The following is a 26,254-nucleotide window of genomic DNA, read 5'->3' as shown; positions in this document are numbered from 1 at the left end:
CGGCCGCAATCCTCGCATTCCAGATTCCGCGATTGTCGTTCCGCGGAAGTGGCGGGGTGGCTTTGGAGGCGTGCTCATGGCTTCTCTTGCCGACGTCGGCATCTCGATCGTTGGTGTTCTCGAGCGTCGAGCGCTGAGCACGCCGGACCGGGTCGCCTACGAGTGGTCTGACCGGGCACCGGGTCGCGCCGGCCGTTCGGCCCGGGCTGGACTACGTCGCGGGGGTCTTCGGCGTCCTGCACGCCGGAGCCACGGCGGTACCGACCTTTCCACCCGCGGGCAAGCGCGCGGTGGAACGCCTGCGTTCGGTGGCCGCCGACTGCGCCCCCGCCGCGATCCTGATGGAGCCACCCGGCGACCCGGTCGCCGACCGTCTCGCGAACGGTCTCGCGGTCGCTTCCCCGGTCGCGGTCCTCCGGATACCCCGCGCCGGTGCGGTCTGCGACAACGAGGCCGCGACGTCGCGGGAGCCGGCCTTGCCGCAGTACACCTCCGGTTCGACCAGCGCCCCGAAGGGGTCGTCCTGACTCACCGGAACCTCATGAGCAACTGCGAGACCCTGACCGCGCACATCGGCGAAGAGCCCGATCGGGTCGGGCTGACCTGGTTGCCGCCCTGCCACGACATGGGGCTCATCGGCACGATCCTGTTCGCGGCGTACGGTGGCTGGCCCCTGGTCATGATGGCGCCCGAGCACTTCGTCCAGCGGCCGTTCCGACGGCTGGCGGCCGTGCGAGCGCATCAGGTGACGATCACGGTCGCGCCGGCCTTCGCGCTCGAAATGTGCTCGGAGTCCATCTCCGACGAAGAACTCGCGGAACTCGACTTGCCGAGCCTGCGCCAGCTCTTCTGCGGCTCCGAACCCATCGCGCCGAGCGTGCTGGACCGGTTCACGCGAAGGTTCGCCGGGCGGGGACTGCGGACCGCCGCGGTGATCCCGTGTTACGGCTTGGCCGAGGCCACGCTCTTCGTCACGGGCAAACCACCGGGGGAAAGACCTTTGTGGACGGCGGAGTGGTCAGCCGCGGGGTGGCGGCGAAGGGGCACCACGTGTACGTCGCCGATCCGGAGACCGGTGCGCCGAAACCGGATGGCGAAACGGGGGAGATCCGGGTCCGCGGACCGAACGTCGCCGCGGGCTTGGTGATGTTCCTGATCGCCGGCGCGCGGACACCCAGTGACCTTCTCGGCAACGCGATCAAGCTCGCGTTGGCGGAACCGGCTTCCTATGCCGGTGCGAGCACCACGGATTTCGTGACCGAGGTGTCGCGGTTCGACCCGCCGATCCACACCCTGACCCGGGTGCCGGAGTGCGGCCTCGAGAAGTTCGGCACAACCGTCGGTACGGGGGCTCATGTGATGCTGGTGCTCGCGGCGGCCAACCGTGACCCGCGGCGGTTCGCCGCTCCGGACACGTTCCGCCCTGGACGGCAGGCGAACCGCCCGATCGCCTTCGGGCTGGGAGCGCATTATTGCCTCGGCGCGGCGCTGGCACGCATGCAGACGGAGACCGCGCTACCCGTCTTGCTGCGGCACTTCCCCTCGATACGGTTGACCGGCCGACCGGAATACCGTGAACGACGCGGCTCACGTCCGCGTCGCCGCCGTCGTCACCGGATCCGCCTCGGGCGGCGGCGCAGCACCATCATGCGGAGCAGCATCAGCAGGCACGCGCCGAGCACGATCAGGCTCGCGCCGAACACCACCATCCGGGCCGTGTGGACACCGGTGCTGGCGAGATCACCGCTCGCCCGCGTCGTGGCCTCGTCCTTCACCGGCGCCGCGGCGGGCGCCTCGACCTCGATGCCCGGCAGCGCGCTCGTGCTGGGGGAGGCGCTCGGCTCGGTGGTGCCGGGTGCCGTGGTCACCGGCACCGCCACCAGCGCGGGTTCGCTCGTGCGGGTGCTCGGCGGCGTCAGCTCGGCGCGTGGCTGCTGTGCCGGGGTCTTGCCGCCCGCCCAGATCAGCCCCGGTGTCTTGTCCGAACGGCCCGCTGACGTCGTGGGTGAGGTGCTCGGTTTCGTTTTCGGCGCCGACGTGCTCGGCGACGGGCTCGCGGACTTGGGCGTCGTGGACTTGCTCGGCGGCGGGCTGGAACTGGTCGTGGCGGGTTTGCTCGACGACGGCGCGGAGCTGGTGGTCGGCGCGGGCGTCGGGCTCACCGGCGTGGACGGCGGCACCTCGGTGCGGCCTTCGCCGAGGGCAAGCGCTTTCAGGCGCTCCATCGTGCCGTCGAAGACGTTCTGGTCGCCGGGGAACTTCCCGGAATCGGCGTACTGCCAGAGCGTGTAGTACTTCCAGCCGCTGGGCAGGGGGCCGACATTGCTGGCGTAGCGCGCGATGAACAGCGGATGGGTGTCGCCGAACAGCGGGCTGTTGCCGGTGCAGGTCTGCCACCAGTCGGTGGTCGTGTAGATCATCGGCCACCGGGTGGTCTTCGCGTGGATCCGGTCGGAGAAGGCCTTGATCCAGTTGACCATGTCCGGTTTGGACAGTCCGTAGCAGGTGGGGCCGTAGGGGTTGTACTCGATGTCCAGCATCGGCGGCATGGTCCGGCCGTCGGGCGACCAGCCGCCGCCGTGCGCGACGAAGAAGTCGGCCTGCGCCACCGCGCTCGTGGCGTTCGGGACGGCGAAGTGGTAGGCGCCGCGGATCATGCCGACGTCGTACGAGCCGTTGTACTGCTGCGTGAAGAACGGGTTGGTGTAGTTGGTGTTCTCGGTCGCCTTGACGTAGGCGAACCGGGCCCCGTTGCGCCAGGCCGCGGCCCAGTCGACGTTGCCCTGGTGGGAGGAGACGTCCATACCGGGCACCTGGTCGTCGCCCGCGGCCGCGAGGTTCACCGCCGCCTCGGTCCCGCCGGGCCCGGCGCCGCCGTGACCCTCGCCCGTCACCAGCACGCCCACCGCCACGGCGGCGGCGCAGGCGCTTCCGATCGCGAGCCTGATGCCCACCTTCATCGCGGCCTCCCTTGCCAAGCCCCGCGCGACACGCCGGAGACGTCGTCACGCTCGCAAGGAGTGTGCGTGACTAAAGTGGTAGTTGTAAATTTGTGTGTCTCTTGGCACTCAGTGTGACTCCTGTGATTCATGTGAGTGAGCGACGTCTTGCCTGCGCACAGCGTTGCGACTCCACGAGCTGGGCGATCGGCTGCGCGCAGAGATCACTCACCCGGGTGATCCACGACCGTCGGCCAGAGGGGGGATCGGTGGAGCTGGACGATGCGGTGCTGCCGTTCCTCGAAGCGGCGAAACTACGGGACGTGTCGCTGGCTGGCGAGGGGCTGGAGTTCGCGGTGTACCGGGCCGAATCGCCGGAACACGGCACGGTCGCCCTGCGGGTCCCCAAGGAGACCGTCTACCGCAACGTCAACGACCCGCACGTCTCCGCCGAAGCCCTGCTGGAACAGGAATGGGCGATCCTGACCTACCTCGCGGGCGGCGACGTCCCGGTCCCGGTCGCCCATCGGCTGCTGCGGGCCGACGGCAGGATCGCGCTGCTGACCGGCTACGTCGACGCCGACGGCCGGGAACCCGATCCGGCGGAGGTCGGCCGTGGCGTGGCGAGGCTGCACGCGGCGTCCCCACCGCCGATCACACCCGTGGCCCAGGAGAACCTGCCGACGCCGCTGCTGCTCGGCCGCCGGATCACCCGCCGCTGGGCCGAGGCGGCGAAACTGGTGCCGGACCTGCCCGGCCTGCCCGCCGAGGAGCGCCTCGCCGAGATCGCGCGGGGCCTCGACCGGTTCGGCCCCAGCCTGCTGCACCTCGATGTGCGGGGCAGCAACCTGCGGGCACGGGACGGGCGGCTGCTCGCGTTCGTCGACTGGTCGAACGCGCTCATCGGCCCCGCGGCTCTCGACCTGTACCGCATCCTGGAGAACGAGAAGCCCGCAGACGCGTTCCTCGCCGGCTACGCGGCGGTCCGGCCGCTGCCCGAACTGTCCGATCCCGAGGAACTGCTGCTCCGGTTGGACGCCGCGGTGATGCTGGCGCTGGTCTTCCTGTCCGAGGCACCCGACGCCGAACGAGCGCCGGAATCGATCCGGCGCGTCACCGAACTGGCGACCCTGCTGGACTCCGTGCTCTGAGCGGCCCCGCTGCTCGCCGGACGAACGCCACATTGGGGCGCTTGGGGCGAGGGGGAGAACGGGAGCGTCAGGTGAGGCGGGTGGTGCGGCTCGCTACGGCGCCCGCCACCACGGCCCATACCACGAGCACGCCCAGCGGTCCCCAGGCGAACGTCCCGTCCACCAGTGCCGCCCGCAGGCCCTCCGCCAGCGCGCCCGAGGGCAGCAGCGAGACGATCACCCCGACGCCGGACGGCATCGTCGACGGCGCCAGCAGGATCCCGCCCGCCAGCAGCAGCACGAACCACACGATGTTGGCCAGCGCCAGCACCGCCTCGGCCCGCAGCGCGCCGCCGAGCAGCACGCCCAGCGCGCCGAACGCCAGCGTCCCGAAGAACAGCAGCACCACGGCCGCGAAAACCCCGGCACCCGACGGCGACCAGCCGAGCAGCAAGGCCACCACGCCGATGATCACCGACTGCAGTGCCACCACGACCAGCGCCGCCACGACCCGGCCGGCGACCAGCAGCCAGCGCGGCAGCGCCGTCGCGGAAAGCCGTTTCAGGACGCCGTATCGCCGGTCGAAGCCCAACGCGATCGCCTGGCCGGTGAACGCCGAGGACATCACCGCCAGCGCCAGCACGCGCGGCGTCATCCAGTCCACTTTGGACGTCGAACCGAGCTGGGCCGCCGGGAGGATGTTCAGCAGCGACAACCCGATCAGCAGCGCCAGCGGGATCAGCAGGGTCAGCAGGATCTGCTCACCGTGCCGCAGCGTCAGGCTCGCCTCGACGCGCGCGTGGGTGCGCAGCATGTGGCCGAGCGAGCCGCGGCCCGGTGCGGGAGTGAACGTACCGGCGGGGAAAGTCATCATGCGATCGACTCGCTTCGCGAGACAGTGTTCGATCCCTTTTGGCGCATGATATCCATGATTCGCTCGCAAGCGTCGCTCATGCGCGCAGCTCCCGTCCGGTCAGCTCCAGGAAGACTTCTTCCAGCGTCCGCCGCCCCACCTGCAGTTCCTCCGGCAGCACGCCCTGCTGCGCGCACCACGACGTCACCGCGGACACCACCTGCGGATCGACGGCGCCCTCGACCAGATACGTGCCCGGCGAGGACTCGCGGACCGCGTACCCCTCGGGCAGCGCGGCGCTCAGCAGCGCGGTGTCGAGCCGCGTCCGCGCCTTGAACCGCAGCTGCGCGGCTTCGCCGTTCTCCACCGTCAGCGTCTGCGGCGAACCGGCGAGGACGACCTTGCCGTGGTCGACGATCACGACGGAATCGGCCAGTGTTTCGGCCTCCTCCATGAGGTGCGTGGTGAGCAGCACGCTCACGCCGTCGGCGCGCAGCGCCTGCAGCAGGTCCCACACCAGGCGCCGCGCCTGCGGGTCCATCCCGGCGGTCGGCTCGTCGAGGAACACCAGCTCCGGCCGCCCGATCAGCGCGCACGCCAGCGAAAGGCGTTGCTGCTGCCCGCCGGAGAGCCGCTTGAACGGCGTCCGCCGCGCGGCGGCGAGGCCGAGGACGTCCAGCAGCCAGGCCGGGTCGAGCGGGTTCGCCGCGCACGACGCGACGAGCCGCAGCATCTCGCCTGCCCGGACGCCCGGATACGCGCCACCGCCCTGGGGCATGACGCCGACGCGGGGCCGCAGCGCCGCCGACTCGCGGGCGGGGTCGAGGCCGAGGACGCGCACGGAACCGGCGTCAGGACGCAGGAAGCCTTCGCAGATCTCGACGGTGGTGGTCTTGCCCGCCCCGTTGGGGCCCAGCAGTGCGAGCACGGACCCACGTTCCATCCGCAGGTCGAGACCGTCGACGGCGGTGGTGGGACCGTAACGCTTCACCAGGCCGGTGATCTCGACGGCGGGGGCACTCACAACTACTCATGGTATTCCGTAGCGTTGATGCCTCGTTCCCAGGGGCGGGGAGGGAGCGCGGCAACGACGGTGGTGGGCGGCCACTGTGCCGTGCTCGCGGTGGGTTTCGCGCATTGTCGGCCCCTTGGATAACTTGCTGTGCATGTCCCGTTACCGGCTTGTGCCCACGTCTGACCAGGTGGTCGGGCTGCTCGAGCATTGTCGTCACGCCCGTTATGTGTGGAATCTTGCCGTCGAACAGCATGCCCACTGGCAGGGAGGACGCGTGTCAGCTCCGGGATTTGCCGAGCAGTGCCGCCAGTTGACCGAAGCTCGTGCGGAATTCGCGTGGTTGCGGGCGGGATCGGCGACGGTTCAGCAGCAGGCGTTGCGGGATTTCGCGCAGGCCGTGCGGAACTTCTTCGGCGGGACCCATGGACGGCCCGGCTGGCGCAAGGCCGGTGTGCGTGAAGGTTTCCGGCAGGTCGCGGTAAAGCCGGAGCACGTGCGGCGGGTGAACCGCCGACATGGCCAGGTGTGGGTGCCGAAGGTCGGATGGGTCCGGTTCCGCTGGTCCCGCACTGTGCCCGAGGGGGTGAAGTCATACCGGATCGGCCGGGACCAGGCGGGCCGCCGGCACGTCGCGTTCGCTGCTGTCCCCACTCCCGTGCCTGCGCCCCGCAACGGCGAGCTGGTCGGCGTCGACCGGGGTGTAGCGGTGTCGGTCGCCTTGTCGACCGGGGAGCTGTTCCACGCACACACCTTGACCCCAGGTGAGAAAGAGCGGCTTCTGTGGTTGCGACGCCGTCTGGCCCGTGCGAAGCGGGGCTCGAACCGTCGCCGCAAGGTGAAGACGGCGATCGCCCGCATGGCCGCCAGGGCGAAGGATCGGCGGAAGGACTGGGTGGAGAAGATCTCCGCAGAGCTTGCCCGCCGCTTCGACCGGATCCGCGTCGAAGACCTGGTGATCAGGAGCATGACCAGGTCTGCAAGGGGAACCGCGAAGCAGCCGGGTAGCCAGGTTCGACAAAAAGCTGGTTTGAACCGGGCGATCCTCGCAAACGCCTGGGGCATGCTCGTTGCCCGCTTGGAGTGCAAGGCTCCGGGCAGGGTGGAAAAGATTCCCGCCGCGTACACGTCCCAAACCTGCGCGGCCTGCGGGCACTGTGCGCCGGAAAATCGCAAGAGCCAAGCGGTTTTCCGGTGCACAGCCTGCGGGCACCAGGCCAACGCGGACGTGAACGCGGCTATCAACATCGCCGCCGGACGGACGGTGACAGCACGCGGAGACCTCGGCATCAGCCGGTCCGTGAAGCGTGAACCTCGACCCGCTACCTCCTCGCCGGTTGCGTAGAAGGGTTGAAATCTCCCGTTTCATACGGGAGAGGGCGTCAAGATACGGCCTCGGCGCTCGCGGAAAGCTTGGGGGACGGTCTCGACAGCAGAAGCGGCGACTGCCTGCGCACGATCGCCAGTCCGGTGAGGACGACGAGGATCGCCGCGCCGTACGCCCACGGCAGCACGTACGAACGGCCGTCGAAGGTGCTGCCGGTCGGAGGCAGCAGGAACGGCAGGCCCGCGCTGATCACCGTCGCGACGATCCGGAACCGCGACGTCCCGGCCGCCGCGGCCAGCGGGATCACCGCCCACAGCACGTACCACGGCTGCAGGTTGATCTGCAGGATCGTCACCGCGCCCAGCGCGACGCCGAGGCCGATGATCGGGCGGTAGCGCCATTTGAAGCTGTCCCACAGGAACTTGACGGTGATCAGGCCCGCGACGATGAAGCCGAGGGTGCCGAAGATCGGCACCAGCGCGTTGGTGTGGTTGCCCAGGCCGAGCGTGATGCCCAGGACGCCGTCGAGCTGGGCGAGCTCGGCGGTGGGGGAGATCCAGCTGCGGACCAGCCCCGGGGTGTTGAACGTGGTGCCGATCCAGCCGAAGCCGAGCCCGGTGCCTTCGCACACCACCACGAGGAGGACGCCGAACAGCGCCGCCATCGGCAGCGCGGCCAGCACGAGGTCCTTGATCCGGCCGTGCCAGCGCCGCGCGACCATCACCGTCAGGAACGGCAGCGCGACCACGGGCAGCGCCTTCACCGCGACCCCGAGCGTGATGACGGCCACGCCGAGGCCGATGAACAGCAGTTCCCCCTTGGCCAGCGGCGGGGGACTGTCGCCCTTGATCCGCACCGGCAGCCGCCGGATGCCGACCTCCAGCCCGGCGACCATGAGCCCGATGGCGAGCGAGTCGTTGTGGGCACCGGCGATGAAGTGGAAGATCAGCAACGGGTTCGCCGCGCCCAGCCACAGCGCCGTCGCGGGCTGGACGCCGAAGCGCCGCGCCAGCCTTGGCAGCGCCCAGATGATCAGCACCACGCCGATCAGCGCCAGCCCGCGCTGCAGCAGCACGCCGAACACGATGTTGTTGCCCGCGAGCGGCGCCAGCCAGCCGCCGAGGCGCAGGTCCAGCGGCCCGTACGGCGCGGGCGTCTCGCGCCACATGTTCGACACCCCCGCGGTGAGCGGGTCGGCGACGCCGAGCGCCTGCGCGGGGCCGAGTGTGTACGGGTCCATCCCGCGGTGCACGATCTCGCTCTGCGCGAGGTAGCTGTAGACGTCGCGGGAGAACAGCGGCGGGATGACCAGCAGCGGCGCCACCCACATCGCGATCGTACGGGCGAGCTGGGCCTGGCTCGCCAGGCGCGCGCGGTCCGGCCGGGCGAACCGGCCGAGCATCAGCCAGCTGATCACCAGGATGCCCATGCCGGCGAAGGCGATCGCGAGCGACACCGTCGGAATGCGGGTGAACAGCCGCAGGACCGGGATCTCCTGCACCGGGTTGAGCACCGGTGCCGCGCCCGCGCCGAGCGAGCCGAGCGCCAGGAAGAGCGCGCCGACCGTGCCGAACCGTCGCACGACGTCCAGGCCGCGCCGTTCGCGCTGGTCAAGGGGCTCCGGTTCGAGCGGGCCGACGGGCGAGGGCACGTCCGGGAGGGTCGTCACCGGAATACCGTCGCCGCGGGCCGTGTCTTCCCCAGGGTCCCGCTGCGCGGGGTGCTCGCCGACTGCCACGCCACGAAGCGTATCGACTCGACTTGAGGGTGACTCGGGTCACTGCCACACACCCCGCCTTTGAAGTCCCGGAGGAAATAAGACACACTTGTGTTGTGAAAAAGACGGGAGCGGGTGAGCAGGTGGGTGACGACACGTACTCCGCCGGGGTTCCCCCTGTTCCCGTGCAGGTCAGCGCCGAGGGCCGGACCCGGCACGAGGTCGCCCGGCTGCTGCTCGAGCAGGGCCCGATGACCGCGGTGACGGTCGCCGAGCAGCTCGGGATCAGCCCGACGGCGATCCGCCGCCATCTCGACGCGCTTCTCGCGGATGGCGAAGCCGAGACGCGGGACGCGCCGCGCCGCGGGCCTCGCGGACGGGGCCGTCCGGCGAAGCTGTTCCTGCTCACCGAGGCCGGTCGAGCCCGCTTCGGGCACGCCTACGACGACCTTGCCGTGTCGGCCATCCGGTTCCTCGCCGAGCACGCGGGCGAGGACGCCGTACGCGCCTTCGCTGAGCGTCGCGTCGCCTCGCTCGTCGAGCCGCACCGCAAGGCGATCGCCGGCGAGGACGACCCCGCGGCGCGGGCCGAGGCCCTCGCGACCGCCCTGACCAGGGAGGGCTACGCTGCGTCGACCCGTCAGGTCGGCGTTCCCGGCGCGCCCGCCGCACATGTCGGGGCACAGCTCTGCCAGCACCATTGTCCAGTCGCCCATGTCGCCGCGGAGTTCCCGCAGCTGTGCGAGGCCGAGACCGAGGCGTTCGCCCGGCTGCTCGGCACGCACGTGCAGCGGCTGGCGACCATCGCGCGCGGTGACAACGCGTGCACCACACACGTACCCGTCGCCACGGCGGGTAGCCCGGCACCACAAGAGCCGGGGAGCACAGAGCGTCCGGGGGCGGTCCCACCGCCGACCGGACGTAAAGCACGGATCCCGAATGGAGGGAAACCCGCATGACTGCCGCTGCCGAGCAGCGCACTCCCACCACCGCGCCACTGAGCCAGGAAGAGACCATCGAGTCCCTTGGCAAGTACGCGTTCGGCTGGGCGGACTCCGACGAGGCGGGCGCCAGCGCCCGTCGCGGGCTGAACGAGGACGTCGTCACCGACATCTCCTCGAAGAAGTCCGAGCCGGAGTGGATGCGCGAAGCGCGACTGAAGGCGCTCAAGCTCTTCGAGAAGAAGCCCATGCCCAACTGGGGCGCGGACCTCTCCGGGATCGACTTCGACAACATCAAGTACTTCGTGCGGTCCACGGAGAAGCAGGCGACCTCCTGGGAGGACCTGCCCGAGGACATCAAGAACACCTACGACAAGCTCGGCATCCCCGAGGCGGAGAAGCAGCGCCTCGTCGCCGGTGTCGCGGCGCAGTACGAGTCCGAGGTCGTCTACCACCAGATCCGCGAGGACCTGGAGGAGCAGGGCGTGCTGTTCCTGGACACCGACACCGCGCTCAAGGAGCACCCGGAGATCTTCCAGGAGTACTTCGGCTCCGTGATCCCGGCCGGGGACAACAAGTTCTCCGCGCTGAACACCGCGGTGTGGTCCGGCGGCTCGTTCATCTACGTGCCGAAGGGCGTGCACGTGGAGATCCCGCTGCAGGCCTACTTCCGGATCAACACCGAGAACATGGGCCAGTTCGAGCGGACCCTGATCATCGTCGACGAAGACGCCTACGTGCACTACGTCGAGGGCTGCACGGCGCCGATCTACCAGTCCGACTCGCTGCACTCGGCGGTCGTGGAGATCATCGTCAAGAAGGGTGCCCGCTGCCGCTACACGACCATCCAGAACTGGTCGAACAACGTCTACAACCTGGTCACCAAGCGCGCCAAGTGCGAAGAGGGCGCGACCATGGAATGGATCGACGGCAACATCGGTTCCAAGGTGACGATGAAGTACCCGTCGGTGTTCCTCATGGGCGAGCACGCCAAGGGCGAGGTCCTGTCGGTCGCGTTCGCGGGCGAGGGCCAGCACCAGGACGCGGGCGCGAAGATGGAGCACCTCGCGCCGTACACCTCCTCGACCATCGTGTCGAAGTCGGTGGCACGCGGCGGCGGCCGGACCTCCTACCGCGGCCTGGTCAAGGTCGCGAAGCGGGCCCACCACTCGCGGTCCAGCGTCGTCTGTGACGCGCTGCTGGTCGACACGATCTCGCGGTCGGACACCTACCCGTACGTGGACATCCGCAACGACGAGGTGTCGATGGGCCACGAGGCGACGGTGTCGAAGGTCAGCGAAGAGCAGCTGTTCTACCTGATGTCCCGCGGTCTCGACGAGGCCGAGGCCATGGCGATGATCGTGCGCGGGTTCGTCGAGCCCATCGCGCGCGAGCTGCCGATGGAGTACGCGCTCGAGCTGAACCGCCTGATCGAGCTCCAGATGGAAGGGTCCGTCGGCTAGTCATGCCCGTTACCGAGAACAACGTTTCCTCCGCGATGCGTGAGGGGGTCGTCGTCCCGGCGACCTCCCGCGCGGAGCGGTTCACCTCCTACGACGTCGAGGCCTTCGAGGTTCCCGGCGGTCGTGAGGAGAACTGGCGCTTCACCCCGATGAAGCGGCTGCGCGGCCTGCACGACGGTGCGGCCGCCTCGGGTGAGATCACCCTGGACGTCGAAGCGGCGCCCGAGCTGAAGATCGAGACCGCCGGCCGTGACGACGCGAGGCTTGGCGAGGCCGGCGTGCCGAGCGACCGGATCGCCGCGCAGGCGTACTCCTCCTTCGCCAAGGCCACGATCGTCACCGCGCCGAAGGAGACGCAGGCGTCGAAGCCGTCCGTGCTGCGGATCCACGGCCCCGGCGAGGGCAAGGTCGCCTACGGGCACCTGCAGGTCCGCGCCGAGGCGTTCGCCGAGGCCGTCGTCGTGCTCGACCACGTCGGCTCCGGCACCTACGCGGACAACGTCGAGTTCGTCATCGGCGACGGCGCGAAGATCACCGTGGTCAGCGTCCAGGACTGGGCCGACGACGCGGTGCACGTGTCCGAACAGCACCTCAAGCTCGGCCGCGACGCCACGCTCAAGCACATCGTCATCACCCTCGGCGGCGACCTGGTCCGGGTCTCGCCCACCGCGACTTTCGCGGACAAGGGCGGCGACGTCGAGATGCTCGGCCTGTACTTCGCGGACAAGGGCCAGCACCAGGAACACCGCCTGTTCGTGGACCACGCGGTCGCCAACTGCAAGTCCCGCGTGATGTACAAGGGCGCGCTGCAGGGCGACGACGCGCACACGGTGTGGATCGGGGACGTGCTCATCCGCGCGGCCGCCGAGGCGACCGACACCTACGAGCTCAACCGCAACCTGGTGCTGACGCCGGGGGCCCGCGCGGACTCGGTGCCGAACCTGGAGATCGAGACCGGCGAGATCGAGGGCGCCGGGCACGCGAGCGCGACGGGAAGGTTCGACGACGAGCAGTTGTTCTACCTGCAGTCGCGCGGAATCGGGGAAGAGGCGGCGCGGCGGCTGGTCGTGCGCGGGTTCTTCCACGAGATCCTGGTCAAGATCGACGTCCCCGAGGTGCGCGAGCGCCTCGAAGCCGCGATCGAGGCCGAACTCGAAGCAGTCGGCGCCTGACGCCCGTCCGTCCACAACAGACTTTTAGGAAAGAAATGGCAACGCTGGAAATCAAGGATCTGCACGCGTCGGTGACCACCGACGAGGGTGCCAAGGAGATCCTCAAGGGCGTCAACCTGACCATCCGCTCCGGTGAGACGCACGCGATCATGGGCCCCAACGGCTCGGGCAAGTCGACGCTGTCCTACGCGATCGCCGGGCACCCCAAGTACGAGGTCACCTCCGGGCAGGTCCTGCTCGACGGTGAGGACGTGCTGGAGATGAGTGTCGACGAGCGCGCCCGCGCGGGCCTGTTCCTCGCGATGCAGTACCCGGTCGAGGTGCCGGGCGTGTCCATGTCCAACTTCCTGCGCACCGCGGCCACCGCGGTCCGTGGCGAGGCCCCCAAGCTGCGCCACTGGGTCAAGGAGGTCAAGGAGGAGATGGGCAAGCTCGAGATCTCGCAGGAGTTCGCCGAGCGCTCGGTCAACGAGGGCTTCTCCGGCGGTGAGAAGAAGCGCCACGAGATCCTGCAGCTGGCGCTGCTCAAGCCGAAGTTCGCGATCCTCGACGAGACCGACTCGGGCCTCGACGTCGACGCGCTGCGGGTCGTCTCGCAGGGTGTCAACGACTACAAGGCTTCGAGCGAGGTCGGCGTCATGCTGATCACGCACTACACCCGCATCCTCAAGCACATCACCCCCGACTTCGTGCACGTCTTCGCCGGCGGCAAGATCGTCGAGTCGGGTGGCAGGGAGCTGGCCGACGAGCTGGAGGAGAACGGCTACGTCAAGTACGTCGGCAAGGCCGAAGCCGCCGTCTGACACCCGCGTTCGCCCCGGAAGCCCTGACTACACCGAGAGGAGTCGAGCCGATGACCACCACCTCGGCCAGCTCTGTCCCCTTGGACGTGACGGCGCTGCGCGCCGACTTCCCGATCCTGTCGCGCACCGTGCGTGACGGGAAACCGTTGGTGTATCTGGACTCCGGGGCGACCTCGCAACGGCCGACACAGGTTCTCGACGCCGAACGGCACTACGTCGAGACGTCGAACGCGGCCGTGCACCGCGGCGCGCACCAGCTCTCCGAGGAAGCCACCGACGCCTACGAATCCGCCCGCGCGCGGATCGCGGAGTTCGTCGGGGCGGAGCCGGAGGAACTGGTGTTCACCAAGAACGCCACCGAGGGCATCAACCTCGTCGCCTACTCGATGGGCAACGCCGCTACGGCCGGTCCCGAGGCCGCGCGCTTCGTCGTCGGCCCGGGTGACGAGATCGTCATCACCGAGATGGAACACCACGCGAACCTCGTGCCGTGGCAGCAGCTCTGCCAGCGGACCGGGGCCACGCTGAAGTGGTTCAAGGTGACCGCCGAGGGCAGGCTGGATCTGTCCGATGTGGACGAGCTGATCACGCCGCGCACCAAGGTGGTCGCGTTCGCGCACCAGTCCAATGTGCTCGGTACGGTCAACCCGGTCTCGCTGCTCGTGGAGAAGGCCAAGGCCGTCGGCGCGTTCACCGTGCTGGACGCCTGTCAGTCGGTGCCGCACTTCCCCGTGGACTTCCACGCGCTCGGCGTCGACTTCGCGGTGTTCTCCGGGCACAAGATGCTCGGCCCGTCCGGCATCGGTGTCCTATATGGACGCCAGGAGCTGCTCGCCGCGATGCCGCCGTTCCTCACCGGTGGCTCGATGATCGAGCTGGTCAAGATGGAGGGCACGACGTTCGCCCCGCCGCCGCAGCGGTTCGAGGCCGGCGTGCCGATGACCTCGCAGGCCATCGGGCTCGGCGCGGCCGTCGACTACCTCTCGGCCATCGGCATGGACCGCGTCGCGGCGCACGAGCACGTGCTCGCCGAGCGCGCGCTGGCCGGACTGAGCGCGATCCCGGGCGTGCGGATCGTCGGGCCGGCGGATCTGGAGAGCCGCGGCGCCACGATCGCGTTCGAGATCGACGGCGTGCACCCGCACGACGCCGGTCAGGTGCTGGACAGCCTCGGCATCGCGGTCCGGGTCGGGCACCACTGCGCGTGGCCGCTGCACCGGGCCTGCGGGGCGCAGGCGACCGTGCGTGCCTCGTTCTACCTCTACAACACACTGTCCGAAGTGGACGCCCTGGTGGCGGGTGTCGGCGAGGCGCAGAAGTTCTTCGGGGTCGCGTGACCATGAACCTGGAGAGCATGTACCAGGAGATCATCCTGGACCACTACAAGAACCCGCACGGGCGCGGCCTGCGCGAACCGTTCGACGCCGAGTCGTTCCAGGTCAACCCGACCTGCGGCGACGAGGTCACGCTGCGCGTCAAGCTCGACGACGGGAAGGTCGCCGACATCTCCTACGAGGGCCAGGGCTGCTCGATCAGCCAGGCCTCGACCTCGGTGTTGACGGATCTCGTCGTGGGGCACACTGTGGAGGAGGCGTTCACCACCATGGACGCCTTCGTGGAACTGATGCAGGGCAAGGGCAAGGTCGAACCGGACGAGGACGTGCTGGAGGACGGCGTCGCCTTCGCGGGTGTCGCGAAGTATCCGGCGCGGGTCAAATGCGCGTTGCTCGGCTGGATGGCCTTCAAGGACGCGGTAGCCCGAACCACCAGTGGAGCTGAAACGGCATGACGACTGCTGTACCTTCTGGGGGCGACCCCCAGACCCCCGAGACGACCACCACGGTCACCGAGACCCCCGAACACCGCGAGGGCCGCACCGCCGCCGATCTGCCGGAGCAGGCGGCCCCCGCCGCCGACGTCGCCAAGGTCGAGGACGTCGAGGAGGCGATGCGGGACGTCGTCGACCCCGAGCTGGGCATCAACGTCGTCGACCTCGGCCTCGTCTACGACATCCGGGTCGAGACCGACAACACCGCGACCATCGACATGACGCTGACCTCGGCGGCCTGCCCGCTGACCGACGTCATCGAGGACCAGACCGCCTCGGCGCTGACGTCCGGCGGGCTGGTCAGCGACTTCCGGATCAACTGGGTCTGGATGCCGCCGTGGGGCCCGGAGAAGATCACCGAGGACGGCCGCGAACAACTGCGCGCCCTCGGCTTCACCGTCTAGCTTGCGTCGTGCCGTTAAGGCCACCTTACGGGCGTCAGACGCCCGTAAGGTGGCCTTAACGGCATTCGGGCATCTCGCGCGGTTCGGCGGCCCGCCGGTCAGTTTTCCGGCGCTGGCGCGGTGGGCGTCAGGCCTGCTGGCACCTTTCCGGTGCTCAGGAATTCCCCCGCCACCCTCCGTACCTCGTCCATCGGCACTTCACAGTCGGCCGGGATTTCCCGTACGTGCGCCATGTAGTCATAGGCGACGTACTCGCCAGGCGTGCTGCCACCTTGTGTTCGTACTGCGTCCGGCGCCATGAAGATGACAAAGCTCTTCTCCACGCCGACACCCATGTCGAACACACCTTGTTTCGGGTCCCCGGCGACAGAGCACTCCACCATTGACGGCACAGCAACGTCTTTGGTGTCGGTTTGTACCCGCGCGATAAGTGCGTCCAGCTCTTCGGGAGTGGTGACGAGGATCGCTGGCTCGCCCTCGCTGTAGTCGTTGTCCGGCTCCTGGTTGTACCAGACTTCTAACGTGACCACGGTTTCGCTCACGAGAACATCGGTGCTGCCGTCACCCCACGTTCTGCGGTTCGTTGTCGGTTTCCTCGTCCAGTTCGCGGAAGCGGGTCTTGGCGTCGGTGAAGACGGTCAGGAGCTTGTCCACCATGTCTTCCGTGATGTGCAGGCCCAGCGAGGCGGCCCGCGAACCGAATTCGACCTGAAGTTCGTCCCCGAACACTTTCGGCGTGATTTCGCAGGACGAATCCAGGTTGACCCACGAAGTGACCGCGATTCCCCGAGTAAGCCACATGTCAACTCTCCTTTGCGTTCTGGTGTGCTGAGCGATTCCCGCGACTCGTCCGCCAGGTGACGCCGTCCGCGTGACCGGCGTGGCGCATGAGCGCGTGCGCGACGGTGCGCGCCGTCTGGGCCGTGAGCTGTGCTGTTTCGCCGGGCGGAGCGATCAGGAGCACTTGGGTGTGCTCGGTGAAGATCTTGATCGAGCCCGGCTTGCCCATCGCGTTGTCGCACGGGATCGACGTCGTGCCCGCTGGCAGGGCGCCGGATGGCAACGCGACCACGGGGGCCTCCCTTCTGGACGTACCTCTCCGAAGTGTGGCGGGCACGGACCGTTAGGCTCGCCGGGCGTATTGAGGTATCCTGTGCGTGAATATTTACATAGGATGGCGCTAAATATTTAGCGAGCCGCGCGACTTCACCCGGACGGATGAGGCGGTCGCTCGGCTCGAACAGGGAGGTCAAGGTGGACGACAGGTCCGGCGAGTCGAAGCTCAACGTGCGACAGCGCCGCGTCGCGCGCTACCTGCGAGGCTGGCTGGCCAACGCCACCCCGAAGACGAACCAGGCCGCGCTCGCGAAGCTGCTGGGCTGGTCGCCCGCCAAGCTGAACCTGTTCCTCACGGCGAAGAAACCCGCGCCGGTGGCCGAGATCATCGCGATCGCCACTCTGCTGCGCGTGGACGAGGCCGAACGAGACCGCGTCGTCGCGTACGCCCGCAAAGGCGATGAAGGGTCGGCCTGGTGGACGTCGTATAGCGGCGATGCACTCGGTGGAGACATGACTGACTTCGTCGAGACGGAAGCCGAGGCATCCAAGGTCAGTAACATGCAGATGACCTTGGTGCCGGGTTTGTTGCAGACCGCCGACTACTCCACTGCGCTGGTTCGTTCGTGGATGTCGGAGCCGAATGAGGCATTGGTCGACGAGCGCAGCAAGGTTCGCCAGCGGCGGCAGGCGAGGCTCACGGACAAGGGCAATCCGTTGGAGCTGCACGCATTGATGCACGAGTCCGCGCTGGAGCAGTATGTCGGCGGCTTGGACGCTATGCTGCGGCAGCTCGACCACCTGGTCGCCATGGCGGCGCTGCCCACGGTCAAGCTTCAGCTCATCCCCAAGAAGCTCATCGGCAGGGAGACGGGCGAATTTCCGGGTTTCGGCTCGGCGTACCACTTGATCGAGTTCGGCCACGGCGATGTGGCCGCCGTCTACCTGGACAACCTGAGTGAGGGTCTCTATATCGAGGCGGAATCCGAGGCCGAGGCGTATATCGTGAACTTCAAGCGCTTGGTGACAGACGCGCTGGACCCGGAAGCGACCGTCGAGCGGATCAAGGAGATCCGAGCCAGGCGGGCGCGTGAGAGCGAGGAGTAGCGACTATGTTCGCCCCAGATTTCGCCGGGCTGCATTGGCGAAAGAGCAGCTACAGCAACGGCCACGGTGAGTGTGTCGAGGTGGCAGGCCTTCCTGGCGACGGGATGGCTGTTCGTGACTCGAAGCTGGGGGACCGGAGCCCTGTGCTCGCGGTCGATGCCTCCGGCTGGAACGGATTGCTGACTGTCGTGAAGACGGAAGATTTCTGACAGTCCTAAAAGGATTCGAACACGCAGAAGCGGCCTCTCGCCTTGGCTCAGGACCTTGCGAGAGGCCGCTTCTTCGTGTGGGCCGCCGGACCCGGTGGCGGCCTCGGGGAAGCGTACGGGATCACCCCCGCCGCCAGTCCACCTTGGTTACAGCGTGTTCATCTCCCGCGACTCTCGGAAGCGAACGCGCTCGTTCAGGCGCCGCAGCCTGCGGGCTGACAGCAGGTGGCCGGGGTGGCGGCCGCGGTGCTGTCGGTACCGAAGCTGGCCGAGTCGGCTTTGACGGTGTAGACCTCCCAGGGTTCCTGGCCGGGGCCGTGGACCCAGACCTTGTCCTGCACGGCGTAGCAGCAGGTGGTGTCGTCTTCGGTGAGGGTGTCGAGTCCTTCGCCGGTGAGGCGCCGGCTGGCGGCGTTGACCTCGTCGATGGATTCGACTTCGACGCCGAGGTGGTCCATGACGGTGGCCTGGCCGGGCTCGCCTTCCAGTAACACGAGCTTGAGTGCGGGCTCGGTGATGGCGAAGTTGGCGTAGCCGGGGCGCCGTTTCGCGGGCTCGGTGCCGAAAAGCTTGGTGTAGAAGGCGATCGAGCCTTCCAAGTCGCCGACGCGCAGGGCGAGCTGTACCCGGGACATCCCATCCTCCTTGGATAGATGATTGTCGAAACAGGATGCGACTTAGATTGCTGTCTATGTAGATGTCTGTCAAGATAGAGGCATGTCGAAGCAACTGCCGATCGCCGCGATGGACGCCTGCTGCTCCCCGCTGGCGCGTGATCCGCTGTCCGAGGAGCAGTCGGTGGAGCTGGCGAGGCTGTTCAAGGCGATGGCCGACCCGGTCCGCCTGCGGTTGCTGTCGCTGATCGCTTCGCACGCGGGCGGGGAAGCCTGCGTGTGCGACCTGACCGACGCGTTCGAGCTGACCGGCCCGACGATCTCCCATCATCTGAAGGTGCTGCGCGAGTCCGGGCTGATCGACGGCGAGCGGCGCGGCACCTGGGTTTACTACCGCGTGCACCCGGAGGTCCTGGCCCGCCTTTCGGCCGTGCTGGTGCCAGGGGACGCGGCCGAGGTGGTGTCGGCGTGACCACCACCGAGAACAGCCAGGCGTCGGCAGTGGCGGGCAAGCTGTCCACAGTGGACCGGCTTCTACCGGTGTGGATCGCCGTGGCGATGGTGGCCGGATTGCTGGCCGGACGGTGGATCCCCGGCCTCGGCGGGGTGCTGAACGCGGTGTCGGTGGACGGGATCTCGCTGCCGATCGCGCTCGGGTTGCTGGTGATGATGTACCCGGTGCTGGCGAAGGTCCGCTACGACCGGCTCGGTACAGTGACCGCCGACCGGCGCCTGCTGTGGCCGTCGCTGCTGCTGAACTGGCTGATCGGCCCGGCACTGATGTTCGCGCTCGCGTGGCTGCTGCTGCCCGATCTGCCCGAGTACCGGACCGGGCTGATCATCGTCGGGCTCGCGCGCTGCATCGCGATGGTGATCATCTGGAACGACCTGGCCTGCGGCGACCGCGAGGCCGCCGCCGTGCTGGTGGCGCTGAACTCGGTGTTCCAGGTGATCATGTTCGGCGTACTCGGCTGGTTCTACCTCGCGGTGCTGCCCGGCTGGCTCGGTCTCGAACAAACCGGCCTCGCCGTGTCCGGGTGGCAGATCGCCAAGAGTGTGCTGATCTTCCTCGGTATCCCGCTGGCCGCGGGCTACCTGTCCCGCCGTCTCGGCGAACGCGGCAAGGGCCGTGCCTGGTATGAGACCCGGTTCCTGCCGAAGGTCGGGCCGGTCGCGCTCTACGGACTGCTGTTCACCATCGTGATTCTCTTTGCCCTGCAAGGGGATCAGATCACCGGACGGCCACTGGACGTCGCGCGGATCGCGCTGCCGCTGTTGGTCTACTTCGGACTGATGTGGGCCGGATCGTACGCACTGGGCAAGGCGATCGGGTTGTCGTACGAGCGGACGACGACGCTGGCGTTCACCGCTGCGGGCAACAACTTCGAGCTCGCCATCGCCGTCGCGATCGCCACCTTCGGTGCCGCCAGCGGCCAAGCGCTGGCCGGGGTCGTCGGCCCGCTCATCGAGGTCCCCGTCCTCGTCACACTCGTCTACGTCTCCCTTGCCCTGCGACGGCGCTTCACTCCTGCCACGGAGGTTCCCGCGTGAAAACCCCGGAAGTGCTGTTCGTCTGCGTCCACAACGCCGGACGCTCCCAGATGGCCGCCGCCCTGCTGCACCATCACGGGGGCGGCAAGGTTGTGGTCCGCTCCGCCGGATCCGCGCCCGCCGACACCATCAACCCCGCCGTCGTGGCGGTGATGGACGAACTCGGTGTCGACCTGACCCGGGAATTCCCCAAACCCCTGACCACCGAGGCGGTCGAGGCCGCCGACGTCGTGATCACCATGGGCTGCGGCGACGCCTGCCCCGTCTTCCCCGGCAAGCGCTACCTCGACTGGCAACTCGACGACCCCGCCGGAAAGACCATCGACGCCGTCCGCCCCATCCGGGACGAAATCGACCGCCGTGTCCGGGCCCTGCTTGCCGAACTCGTTCCCGCCTGACCTTCTTCCGCTCTCTCCTTTCATCGTCTATCGTCGATAGACGATGAAAGGAGAGAGCATGCTGGACCGTGCCACCGCCGAGACCTACGCCGGGTGGTTCCGCGCACTCGCGGACCCGACGAGGGTGCAGATCCTCAATCTCCTGGCCGCCACCAAGGCTCCGATGACGGTCGGGGAGGTGGTCGAGCAGGTCGCCGTCGGGCAGTCCACGGTGTCGGCGCATCTGAAGATCCTCACCGAGGCGCGGTTCGTGCTCGCCGAAGCCCGCGGTACCGCGCGGTTGTATCGGGTCAACCAGCGCTGCTTGTCCTGTTTCCCCACCGCGGCGGACGTCGTCATGGGCCGCCAGGCCGTCGCCTTCACCGATGTGGCCTGCGAGGCCGCGTCATGACCGGACATCAGGAGCACCAAGACGCCGTCCGCGACCGCTACGCCACCGCCGCGCGGCACGCGCTCGCGGGCGAGGGCACCGGCCTCATCACCGACCCGCACGACGCCGACCAGCTCGGCGCGGTCCACTACGCCGAGGACGCCGACGCGGTGCCGGAGAACGCGGTGGCGGCCAGTCTCGGGTGTGGCAACCCGCTCGCCGTCGCCGACCTCCGCCCCGGCGACACCGTGCTCGACCTCGGGTCCGGTGGCGGGCTCGACGTTCTGCTCTCGGCGCGCCGCGTCGGGCCGACTGGGCGGGCCATCGGGCTCGACATGACCGACGAGATGCTCACCCTCGCTCGTCGCCACGCCGCCGAAGCGGGTATCGCCAACGTCGAGTTTCGCAAGGGTGCCATCGAGAACATCCCGCTCCCGGACCACTCCGTCGACGTGGTGATCTCCAACTGCGTCATCGCGTTGTCGGCCGACAAGCCCGCCGTCTTCGCCGAAATCGCCCGCGTCCTACGCCCCGGCGGACGGCTCGGCATCACCGACATCATCGCCGACGACACCCTCACCGACACCGAACGCGCCCGTCGCGCCGACGCCGTCGAATGCCTCGCCGGAGCCCTCACCGCCACCGGCTATCGCACCCTGCTACGCGCCGCCGGGTTGGTCGGGATCGACATCCGGGTCACCCACGCCGTCGGCGACAAGCTGCACTCCGCGATCATCCGCGCCACCACGGCAGGACAACCGGCTTAGGCGGGCACGCGGTAGACGGAGACGTGGGATGGGGAGTCGCCGGTGAATTCCACCCCGGACCAGTCCGCGTGCCTGCTCTCCAGCTCGAAACCGGCCAGCTGCCCCATGAGATCGAGTTCGGCGGGCCAGATGTAGCGGTGCGGGCTGCGGCCCAGCCGGGCTTGCCCGCCCTCGCCGAATTCGACGTGGTGCGAGACGAGATGCTGGTGCAGCACGTCGTAGGTGTCCACGCCGAGGTAGCCGGGTTCGGAGTGGAAGACCACGGCGTCCTGGCCCGGCGGGAGCTTCCGCAGGTCGGGGACGCCGAGTTCGATCACGAACCGGCCGCCCGGCACGAGATGGCGCGCGGCGTTGCGGAAACAGGCGACCTGCTCGGCCTGGGTGAGCAGGTTGGAGATCGTGTTGTAGACCAGGTAGACGAGCGTGTACTTGCCCGCGGCGGTGGCTGTGGCCATGTCCCCGACGATCACCGGGATCGTCTTCTCGTCCGCCTTGGTGCGGAGCTGGTCGAGCATCGCCCGGGACAGTTCGATACCGGTGACGGACACTCCGCGCGCGGCGAGCGGGACGGCGACCCGGCCGGTGCCGATGGCGAATTCGAGCGCGGGGCCGTCACCCGCGAGTGCGGCGAGGCGGTCCACGGTCGGCCCCAGTACCTCGGGCGCGAACATCCCGGTGCCCGGGGTGTCGTAGCGTCGCGCGGTGCCGGCGTCCCAGATCTCCTCCTGCTTCATGTCGTCCACCCTCGCCGCGCCCGCCCGCGCCGTCCACCGATTTTGACGGCGCTACGCTGGGACGCGTCGATTTGGGGGTTCCGGTGAGCGTGCGAAGTGGCGAGTTCCAGCGGCTGGTGGACGCGCTGGCCGATGTGGAGCGGGGGAAGGGCCGCGACTACACGTCGTTCAGCGTGCGCGGCAAGCGGTTCGGGTACTACTGGCCGCGGACGGAGACCGTCGGCCTGAAACAGACGATTTCCGAACAACGGGCATTGGTGTCCGAGCGGCCGGACGTCTTCGAGGAGCAGTTCACCGCGGGCGGGTTCGGCTGGGTGGTCGTCCACCTCGCCGGGATCGAGATCGACGAACTGTCCGAGCTGGTCTACGAGGCCTGGCGGCTGTCCGCCCCGGAGGACCTGGTCGCCGAGACGCCGCTTCCCTGGTAGCGACCGAGGAGACCTTCGTGGAGAAAATGTTGGCGGAGAAGGAACATTGGTCTCGCGTCGCCGCGGAATGGGTGGCATGGGCGCGGGAGCCGGACCACGACGCCTTCTGGGCCTATCGCGACGCGCTGACGGAGTACCTCGGCACGGGCAGCGGTGACGCGCTCGACGTCGGCTGCGGTGAGGGGCGGGTTTCCCGCGTGCTGACTTCCCGCGGTTACACGGTGACGGCGGTCGATCCGGTCGCCGAACTGCTCAGCGCCGCGGAAGAGGCGCGGTCCGCTCAGGACTACGTCGTCGCGTCCGCCGGTGAGCTGCCGTTCGAGGACGGGCGTTTCGCGCTGGTCGTGTCCTACAACATGCTGATGGACGTGGCGGACGTTCCCGCCGCGGTCAAGGAAATGAAACGGGTGCTACGCGAGGACGGCACGCTGTTCGTCTCCGTCGTGCATCCGTTGGCGGACCTCGAACTCGTCAAGGATCAGGTGACGTACTTCGATCGGCGCCGCTTCGAGACGAAGGTCGAGGACCGCGGGCTGACCATGAAGTTCGCCGGCTGGGCGCAGCCGCTCGAAGCCTATGCCGGTGCGCTGGAGTCCGCCGGTCTCGCGATCACTTCGGTCAAAGAGCCCGCCGCGGACATCCGGGATGGGCGGCAGCACCTCGAACACTGGGCCAGGTTCCCGTTGTTCCTGTGGCTGAAAGCTCGTCCGCTTCCCTGATACCAGGTATCAGGCCAGTGCCAGCGCTGTGTGCGTCTCATGCCAGCGACCCGCGTCAGTCTTTCCGTGTCGCAGTGAAACAGCACGGAGAGGAAAGCGGCATGGCACAGGAGCCTGTCACGATCGTCGGCGCCGGACTCGGCGGTCTCACGCTCGCCCGCGTCCTGCGCGTCAACGGAATCCCGGCGACGGTCCACGAGGCGGAGCCCTCACCGACCGCGCGGGCGCAGGGCGGGATGCTCGACATCCACGACTACAACGGCCAAATCGCCGTCGAGGCCGCGGGGCTGACGGACGAGTTCCGTGCCCTGATCCTGGAGGGCCGTCAGCAACTGCGGATCCTCGATCGGGACGGGACCGTCCTGTTCGACAAGGCCGACGACGGCACGGGTGGACGTCCCGAGGTGCAGCGCGGCGAACTGCGGCAGCTGCTGCTCGACTCACTTCCCGCGGGGACTGTCCATTGGGGACACAAGGTCGACGGCGTCCGCGCCCTCGATGGGGGCCGTCACGAGGTGAGTTTCGCTGATGGCACAACCATTGTCACGAGTCTGCTGGTCGGCGCCGACGGCGCGTGGTCGAAGGTCCGGCCGCTGCTGTCCGGCGCGACACCCGAATACACCGGCACATCGTTCGTCGAGACCTATCTGTACGAAGTGGACACCCGGCACCCGGCCACCGCGAAAGCGGTCGGTGGCGGGTCGATGGGCTCGCCCGCGCCGGGCAAGGGAATCCAGGCGCACCGGGAAAAGGGCGAAACCGTGCACACCTACGTGACGCTCGTCAGGCCGCAGGAGTGGTTCGCCGCCATCGATTTCACCGATCCCGCCGCGTCCGCCGCACGGGTCGCGCGGGAGTTCGAGGGCTGGGCCCCGGAACTCACCGCGCTGATCACCGACGGTGACACCGCGCCGATCCTGCGCCCGCACTACACGCTGCCGATCGAGCACCGATGGGAGCGGGTGCCTGGCGTGACCCTGGTCGGCGACGCCGCCCACCTCACCGCCCCGAACGGCGAAGGCGCCAACCTGGCCATGCTCGACGGCGCCGAACTCGGGCAGGCCCTCGCCGCACACCCCGGCGACGTCGAGGCCGCGCTCACCGAGTACGAGCGGGGCCTGTTCCCTCGCAGCACCGAAATCGCCACTCAGGGCGCCGAGTTCGAGGAGATGCTCTCCGGCGCGAAGGGTGAGGACATCGCCCAGCTCATGATCACCGCGCTCACGGCGAACGCGAGCTGACGCTCACGGTGCGGTGGGCGGGTGGTGGCCGTTCAGCAGAACGGGCAATGCTCGATGTCCGTTGGAGATGAACGAGTCCAGGTGCCGCAGTTCGCCCGGAGCGACCGCGAAGGTCATGTCCGGGAACCGCTCGAACAGTGCCGGCAGGGCGATCGCCGCCTCCAGCCGGGCGAGGGGCGCGCCGATGCAGTAGTGCACGCCGTAGCCGAACGCGACGTGCGTTTTGTCCGCCCGGCCGACGTCGAACTCGTCGGCGTTCTGCCCGTGCAGCGCCGGATCCCGGCCGGCGGCGGCGTAGCCCGCCAGAATCGCCTCGCCCTGCCGGATGACGACGCCTGCGACGTCGATGTCCTCGACGGCGTACCGCAGCGGCAGGTGTGCGACAGGCGCCTGCCAGCGCAACGTTTCTTCGATCGCGTCCGGCCAGCCGATCTGCCCGGTGCGGAGCAGGGCGAGCTGGCCGGGATGGGTGAGCAGGGCGGTGATGGCCTGGTCGAGGAGGTTCACGGTGGTTTCGTGACCGGCCGAGATGAACAGGATCAGGGTGTCGATCAGTTCGGTCTCGTCCAGCCGGGCGCCGTCGTCCTGGTTGTGCGCGGCGATGAGCGCGGTGGTGAGATCCTCGCCGGGGGTCGCGCGCTTGGCCTCGACGAGTTCGCTGATGATCGTGTGGATGTCCTGGTACGCCGCCAGTACCGCCTCCTGGCTTGCCGTGGTCCGGAAGAAGAGGTCGACGGCGTGGCGCAGTCCGGTGCGTGCCGAGTCCGGCACCCCGAACAGCCGGCAGATCACCTCGATGGGCACCGGGTAGGCGAAATTCTCGCGCAGGTCGACGGGTTCACCCGCGGGCAGGGCCGCGATCGCGGCCAGCCGGTCGGTGACGATCTCGGTGATCGCGGGCCGCAGCGTGGCGATCCGGCGCGCGGTGAATGCTTGTGTCACGAGCGAACGCAGCCGTTTGTGGTCGGCGCCGTAGGCGGTGAACATGTTCCGTACCGAGACCCACACGAGCAACGGCCAGTCCTGGCCGACGTCGGCCAGCGCGGGCCAGTGCTGTCGTGCGTCCTTGGACACGCGAGGATCGTTGAGCAGGCCGCGCAGCAGTTCGTAGTTCGTCACCGACCACGCCGTCACCCCGCCCGGCAGTTCCACCCTGGCGAGGGGACCGTGTTCGCGCAGCCGCTGGTTCTCGGCGTGGATGTCGTGGCCGTTCGGGTTCAGCGCGAGAGGCTGGGGCACCGGAGCTCTCCTTTTCACGGGAGTGGCACGAAACCTCAGCGTGCCAGCGGACTCGCCACGCGGGCTATTCGCTGAACGGGTACAACTACGGAAAGTATCGGGAAAGCCTGACCGGCTGGCGTCGCCGTGTCACTTCGGGCGGCAGACGGTCCGTGATCCGCTGGTGCGGGGGGGCGCGGGGGGGGCGCGGGCCGGCCGCGGGGGGTTGAGTGGTGTGAGCTAGGGGGGGGCC

29 protein-coding genes and 2 pseudogenes are annotated in these 26,254 nt (G+C 68.7%); 21 read left to right on the top strand and 10 right to left on the bottom strand.

The window, feature by feature from the left end:
• Positions 1-167 precede the first annotated feature (167 nt).
• A pseudogene (locus ACFWY9_RS18475) lies at positions 168-1,147 on the top strand (AMP-binding protein).
• The gene (locus ACFWY9_RS18470) at positions 1,147-2,292 is read left to right on the top strand and encodes a cytochrome P450 (RefSeq protein WP_378339376.1); all 1,146 of its coding nucleotides are present in this window, start codon (positions 1,147-1,149) and stop codon (positions 2,290-2,292) included. The pseudogene ACFWY9_RS18475 and the gene ACFWY9_RS18470 overlap by 1 nt, the downstream one beginning before the upstream one ends.
• Here ACFWY9_RS18470 and ACFWY9_RS18465 read toward each other — a convergent pair.
• Positions 2,196-2,960: pseudogene (locus ACFWY9_RS18465) on the bottom strand (lysozyme); the annotation flags it as partial. The gene ACFWY9_RS18470 and the pseudogene ACFWY9_RS18465 overlap by 97 nt on opposite strands.
• A gap of 248 nt (positions 2,961-3,208) precedes the next feature.
• On the opposite strand from ACFWY9_RS18465, the gene ACFWY9_RS18460 reads away from it, so the two are divergent.
• On the top strand, positions 3,209-4,090 hold the full coding sequence (locus tag ACFWY9_RS18460) for a phosphotransferase enzyme family protein (RefSeq protein WP_378339325.1): 882 nt from the start codon (positions 3,209-3,211) through the stop codon (positions 4,088-4,090).
• Positions 4,091-4,157: 67 nt separating this feature from the next.
• On the opposite strand, the gene ACFWY9_RS18455 is transcribed toward ACFWY9_RS18460, so the two are convergent.
• The gene (locus ACFWY9_RS18455) at positions 4,158-4,943 is read right to left on the bottom strand and encodes an ABC transporter permease (protein WP_378330852.1); all 786 of its coding nucleotides are present in this window, start codon (positions 4,941-4,943) and stop codon (positions 4,158-4,160) included.
• A gap of 76 nt (positions 4,944-5,019) precedes the next feature.
• Complete coding sequence (locus ACFWY9_RS18450; RefSeq protein ID WP_378339324.1) at positions 5,020-5,946, bottom strand: ABC transporter ATP-binding protein; 927 nt, start codon at positions 5,944-5,946, stop codon at positions 5,020-5,022.
• A gap of 142 nt (positions 5,947-6,088) precedes the next feature.
• Here ACFWY9_RS18450 and ACFWY9_RS18445 point away from each other — a divergent pair, with 142 nt between their 5' ends.
• Entirely contained in the window at positions 6,089-7,279 is a 1,191-nt protein-coding gene (locus ACFWY9_RS18445; RefSeq protein WP_378339323.1) for an RNA-guided endonuclease InsQ/TnpB family protein, read from the top strand.
• Positions 7,280-7,316: 37 nt separating this feature from the next.
• On the opposite strand, the gene mptB is transcribed toward ACFWY9_RS18445, so the two are convergent.
• The gene (mptB, locus tag ACFWY9_RS18440; protein WP_378339375.1) at positions 7,317-8,936 is read right to left on the bottom strand and encodes a polyprenol phosphomannose-dependent alpha 1,6 mannosyltransferase MptB; all 1,620 of its coding nucleotides are present in this window, start codon (positions 8,934-8,936) and stop codon (positions 7,317-7,319) included.
• A gap of 158 nt (positions 8,937-9,094) precedes the next feature.
• On the opposite strand from mptB, the gene ACFWY9_RS18435 reads away from it, so the two are divergent.
• From ACFWY9_RS18435 to ACFWY9_RS18405, 7 genes are read left to right on the top strand one after another with little or no spacing between them, the layout of a single operon-like run.
• A complete protein-coding gene (locus ACFWY9_RS18435) occupies positions 9,095-9,937 on the top strand; it encodes a helix-turn-helix transcriptional regulator (RefSeq protein ID WP_378330849.1) in 843 nt (280 codons plus the stop codon).
• Positions 9,934-11,382 (top strand): Fe-S cluster assembly protein SufB, encoded by a 1,449-nt coding sequence (gene sufB / locus ACFWY9_RS18430; protein WP_378339322.1) that lies wholly within the window; start codon positions 9,934-9,936, stop codon positions 11,380-11,382. Before ACFWY9_RS18435 ends, sufB begins: the two co-directional genes overlap by 4 nt.
• A gap of 2 nt (positions 11,383-11,384) precedes the next feature.
• On the top strand, positions 11,385-12,554 hold the full coding sequence (gene sufD, locus ACFWY9_RS18425) for a Fe-S cluster assembly protein SufD (protein ID WP_378330847.1): 1,170 nt from the start codon (positions 11,385-11,387) through the stop codon (positions 12,552-12,554).
• A 35-nt stretch (positions 12,555-12,589) separates the two neighbouring features.
• On the top strand, positions 12,590-13,357 hold the full coding sequence (gene sufC, locus ACFWY9_RS18420) for a Fe-S cluster assembly ATPase SufC (protein WP_378330846.1): 768 nt from the start codon (positions 12,590-12,592) through the stop codon (positions 13,355-13,357).
• Between the two features lie 50 nt (positions 13,358-13,407).
• Positions 13,408-14,694, top strand: a complete 1,287-nt coding sequence (locus tag ACFWY9_RS18415; RefSeq protein ID WP_378339321.1) for a cysteine desulfurase — start codon at positions 13,408-13,410, stop codon at positions 14,692-14,694.
• Between the two features lie 2 nt (positions 14,695-14,696).
• Positions 14,697-15,146, top strand: a complete 450-nt coding sequence (sufU, locus tag ACFWY9_RS18410) for a Fe-S cluster assembly sulfur transfer protein SufU (RefSeq protein WP_378330856.1) — start codon at positions 14,697-14,699, stop codon at positions 15,144-15,146.
• Positions 15,143-15,589, top strand: coding sequence for a metal-sulfur cluster assembly factor (locus tag ACFWY9_RS18405; RefSeq protein ID WP_378330844.1), 447 nt, complete (start codon positions 15,143-15,145; stop codon positions 15,587-15,589). Before sufU ends, ACFWY9_RS18405 begins: the two co-directional genes overlap by 4 nt.
• 98 nt (positions 15,590-15,687) lie before the next feature.
• On the opposite strand, the gene ACFWY9_RS18400 is transcribed toward ACFWY9_RS18405, so the two are convergent.
• The 3 genes from ACFWY9_RS18400 to ACFWY9_RS18390 are packed head-to-tail and all read right to left on the bottom strand — an operon-like array spanning position 15,688 to position 16,661.
• Positions 15,688-16,131: an Imm1 family immunity protein gene (locus ACFWY9_RS18400; protein ID WP_378330843.1), complete on the bottom strand. Its 444-nt coding sequence runs from the start codon at positions 16,129-16,131 to the stop codon at positions 15,688-15,690.
• 19 nt (positions 16,132-16,150) lie between these two features.
• Positions 16,151-16,390, bottom strand: coding sequence for a hypothetical protein (locus tag ACFWY9_RS18395; protein WP_378330842.1), 240 nt, complete (start codon positions 16,388-16,390; stop codon positions 16,151-16,153).
• Between the two features lies 1 nt (position 16,391).
• The gene (locus ACFWY9_RS18390) at positions 16,392-16,661 is read right to left on the bottom strand and encodes a hypothetical protein (RefSeq protein WP_378330841.1); all 270 of its coding nucleotides are present in this window, start codon (positions 16,659-16,661) and stop codon (positions 16,392-16,394) included.
• A 182-nt stretch (positions 16,662-16,843) separates the two neighbouring features.
• On the opposite strand from ACFWY9_RS18390, the gene ACFWY9_RS18385 reads away from it, so the two are divergent.
• Together ACFWY9_RS18385 and ACFWY9_RS18380 are read left to right on the top strand one after the other, a co-directional pair.
• Positions 16,844-17,752 (top strand): helix-turn-helix domain-containing protein, encoded by a 909-nt coding sequence (locus tag ACFWY9_RS18385; RefSeq protein WP_378339320.1) that lies wholly within the window; start codon positions 16,844-16,846, stop codon positions 17,750-17,752.
• 5 nt (positions 17,753-17,757) lie between these two features.
• A complete protein-coding gene (locus tag ACFWY9_RS18380) occupies positions 17,758-17,961 on the top strand; it encodes a DUF397 domain-containing protein (RefSeq protein WP_378330839.1) in 204 nt (67 codons plus the stop codon).
• Between the two features lie 194 nt (positions 17,962-18,155).
• Here the strand turns inward: ACFWY9_RS18380 and ACFWY9_RS18375 are convergent, their stop codons facing one another.
• Complete coding sequence (locus ACFWY9_RS18375) at positions 18,156-18,596, bottom strand: ArsI/CadI family heavy metal resistance metalloenzyme (RefSeq protein ID WP_378330838.1); 441 nt, start codon at positions 18,594-18,596, stop codon at positions 18,156-18,158.
• Positions 18,597-18,678: 82 nt separating this feature from the next.
• On the opposite strand from ACFWY9_RS18375, the gene ACFWY9_RS18370 reads away from it, so the two are divergent.
• Genes ACFWY9_RS18370 through arsM form a run of 5 tightly spaced genes read left to right on the top strand, consistent with a single transcriptional unit; the run spans position 18,679 to position 21,661 of the window.
• Positions 18,679-19,047 (top strand): metalloregulator ArsR/SmtB family transcription factor, encoded by a 369-nt coding sequence (locus ACFWY9_RS18370; RefSeq protein WP_378330837.1) that lies wholly within the window; start codon positions 18,679-18,681, stop codon positions 19,045-19,047.
• Entirely contained in the window at positions 19,044-20,126 is a 1,083-nt protein-coding gene (gene arsB, locus ACFWY9_RS18365; protein WP_378330836.1) for an ACR3 family arsenite efflux transporter, read from the top strand. The genes ACFWY9_RS18370 and arsB overlap by 4 nt, the downstream gene beginning before the upstream one ends.
• Positions 20,123-20,524 carry an arsenate reductase ArsC gene (locus tag ACFWY9_RS18360; protein WP_378330835.1) on the top strand — a complete coding sequence of 134 codons (402 nt, stop codon included), beginning with the start codon at positions 20,123-20,125 and terminating at the stop codon, positions 20,522-20,524. The genes arsB and ACFWY9_RS18360 overlap by 4 nt, the downstream gene beginning before the upstream one ends.
• Positions 20,525-20,582: 58 nt before the next feature.
• Positions 20,583-20,915: an ArsR/SmtB family transcription factor gene (locus tag ACFWY9_RS18355; protein ID WP_378330834.1), complete on the top strand. Its 333-nt coding sequence runs from the start codon at positions 20,583-20,585 to the stop codon at positions 20,913-20,915.
• Positions 20,912-21,661: an arsenite methyltransferase gene (arsM, locus tag ACFWY9_RS18350; RefSeq protein ID WP_378330833.1), complete on the top strand. Its 750-nt coding sequence runs from the start codon at positions 20,912-20,914 to the stop codon at positions 21,659-21,661. The genes ACFWY9_RS18355 and arsM overlap by 4 nt, the downstream gene beginning before the upstream one ends.
• On the opposite strand, the gene ACFWY9_RS18345 is transcribed toward arsM, so the two are convergent.
• Entirely contained in the window at positions 21,658-22,395 is a 738-nt protein-coding gene (locus ACFWY9_RS18345) for a class I SAM-dependent DNA methyltransferase (protein WP_378330832.1), read from the bottom strand. The genes arsM and ACFWY9_RS18345 overlap by 4 nt on opposite strands.
• Positions 22,396-22,478: 83 nt before the next feature.
• Between ACFWY9_RS18345 and ACFWY9_RS18340 the strand changes: the two genes are divergently transcribed.
• From ACFWY9_RS18340 to ACFWY9_RS18330, 3 genes are all read left to right on the top strand, one after another.
• Positions 22,479-22,823: an MmcQ/YjbR family DNA-binding protein gene (locus ACFWY9_RS18340; RefSeq protein WP_378330831.1), complete on the top strand. Its 345-nt coding sequence runs from the start codon at positions 22,479-22,481 to the stop codon at positions 22,821-22,823.
• Positions 22,824-22,849: 26 nt separating this feature from the next.
• On the top strand, positions 22,850-23,542 hold the full coding sequence (locus ACFWY9_RS18335) for a class I SAM-dependent methyltransferase (RefSeq protein ID WP_378330855.1): 693 nt from the start codon (positions 22,850-22,852) through the stop codon (positions 23,540-23,542).
• Positions 23,543-23,643: 101 nt separating this feature from the next.
• Entirely contained in the window at positions 23,644-24,783 is a 1,140-nt protein-coding gene (locus ACFWY9_RS18330) for an FAD-dependent oxidoreductase (RefSeq protein ID WP_378330830.1), read from the top strand.
• 3 nt (positions 24,784-24,786) lie between these two features.
• Here ACFWY9_RS18330 and ACFWY9_RS18325 read toward each other — a convergent pair whose 3' ends face one another.
• A complete protein-coding gene (locus ACFWY9_RS18325; protein ID WP_378330829.1) occupies positions 24,787-26,022 on the bottom strand; it encodes a cytochrome P450 in 1,236 nt (411 codons plus the stop codon).
• Positions 26,023-26,254: the final 232 nt, after the last annotated feature.

Origin of the sequence: Amycolatopsis sp. NPDC059027 (assembly GCF_042739735.1) — a bacterium.
GTDB lineage: Bacteria > Actinomycetota > Actinomycetes > Mycobacteriales > Pseudonocardiaceae > Amycolatopsis.
Note: the sequence above shows the minus strand (reverse complement) of the source record. Positions and strands in the feature narration are given on the sequence as shown.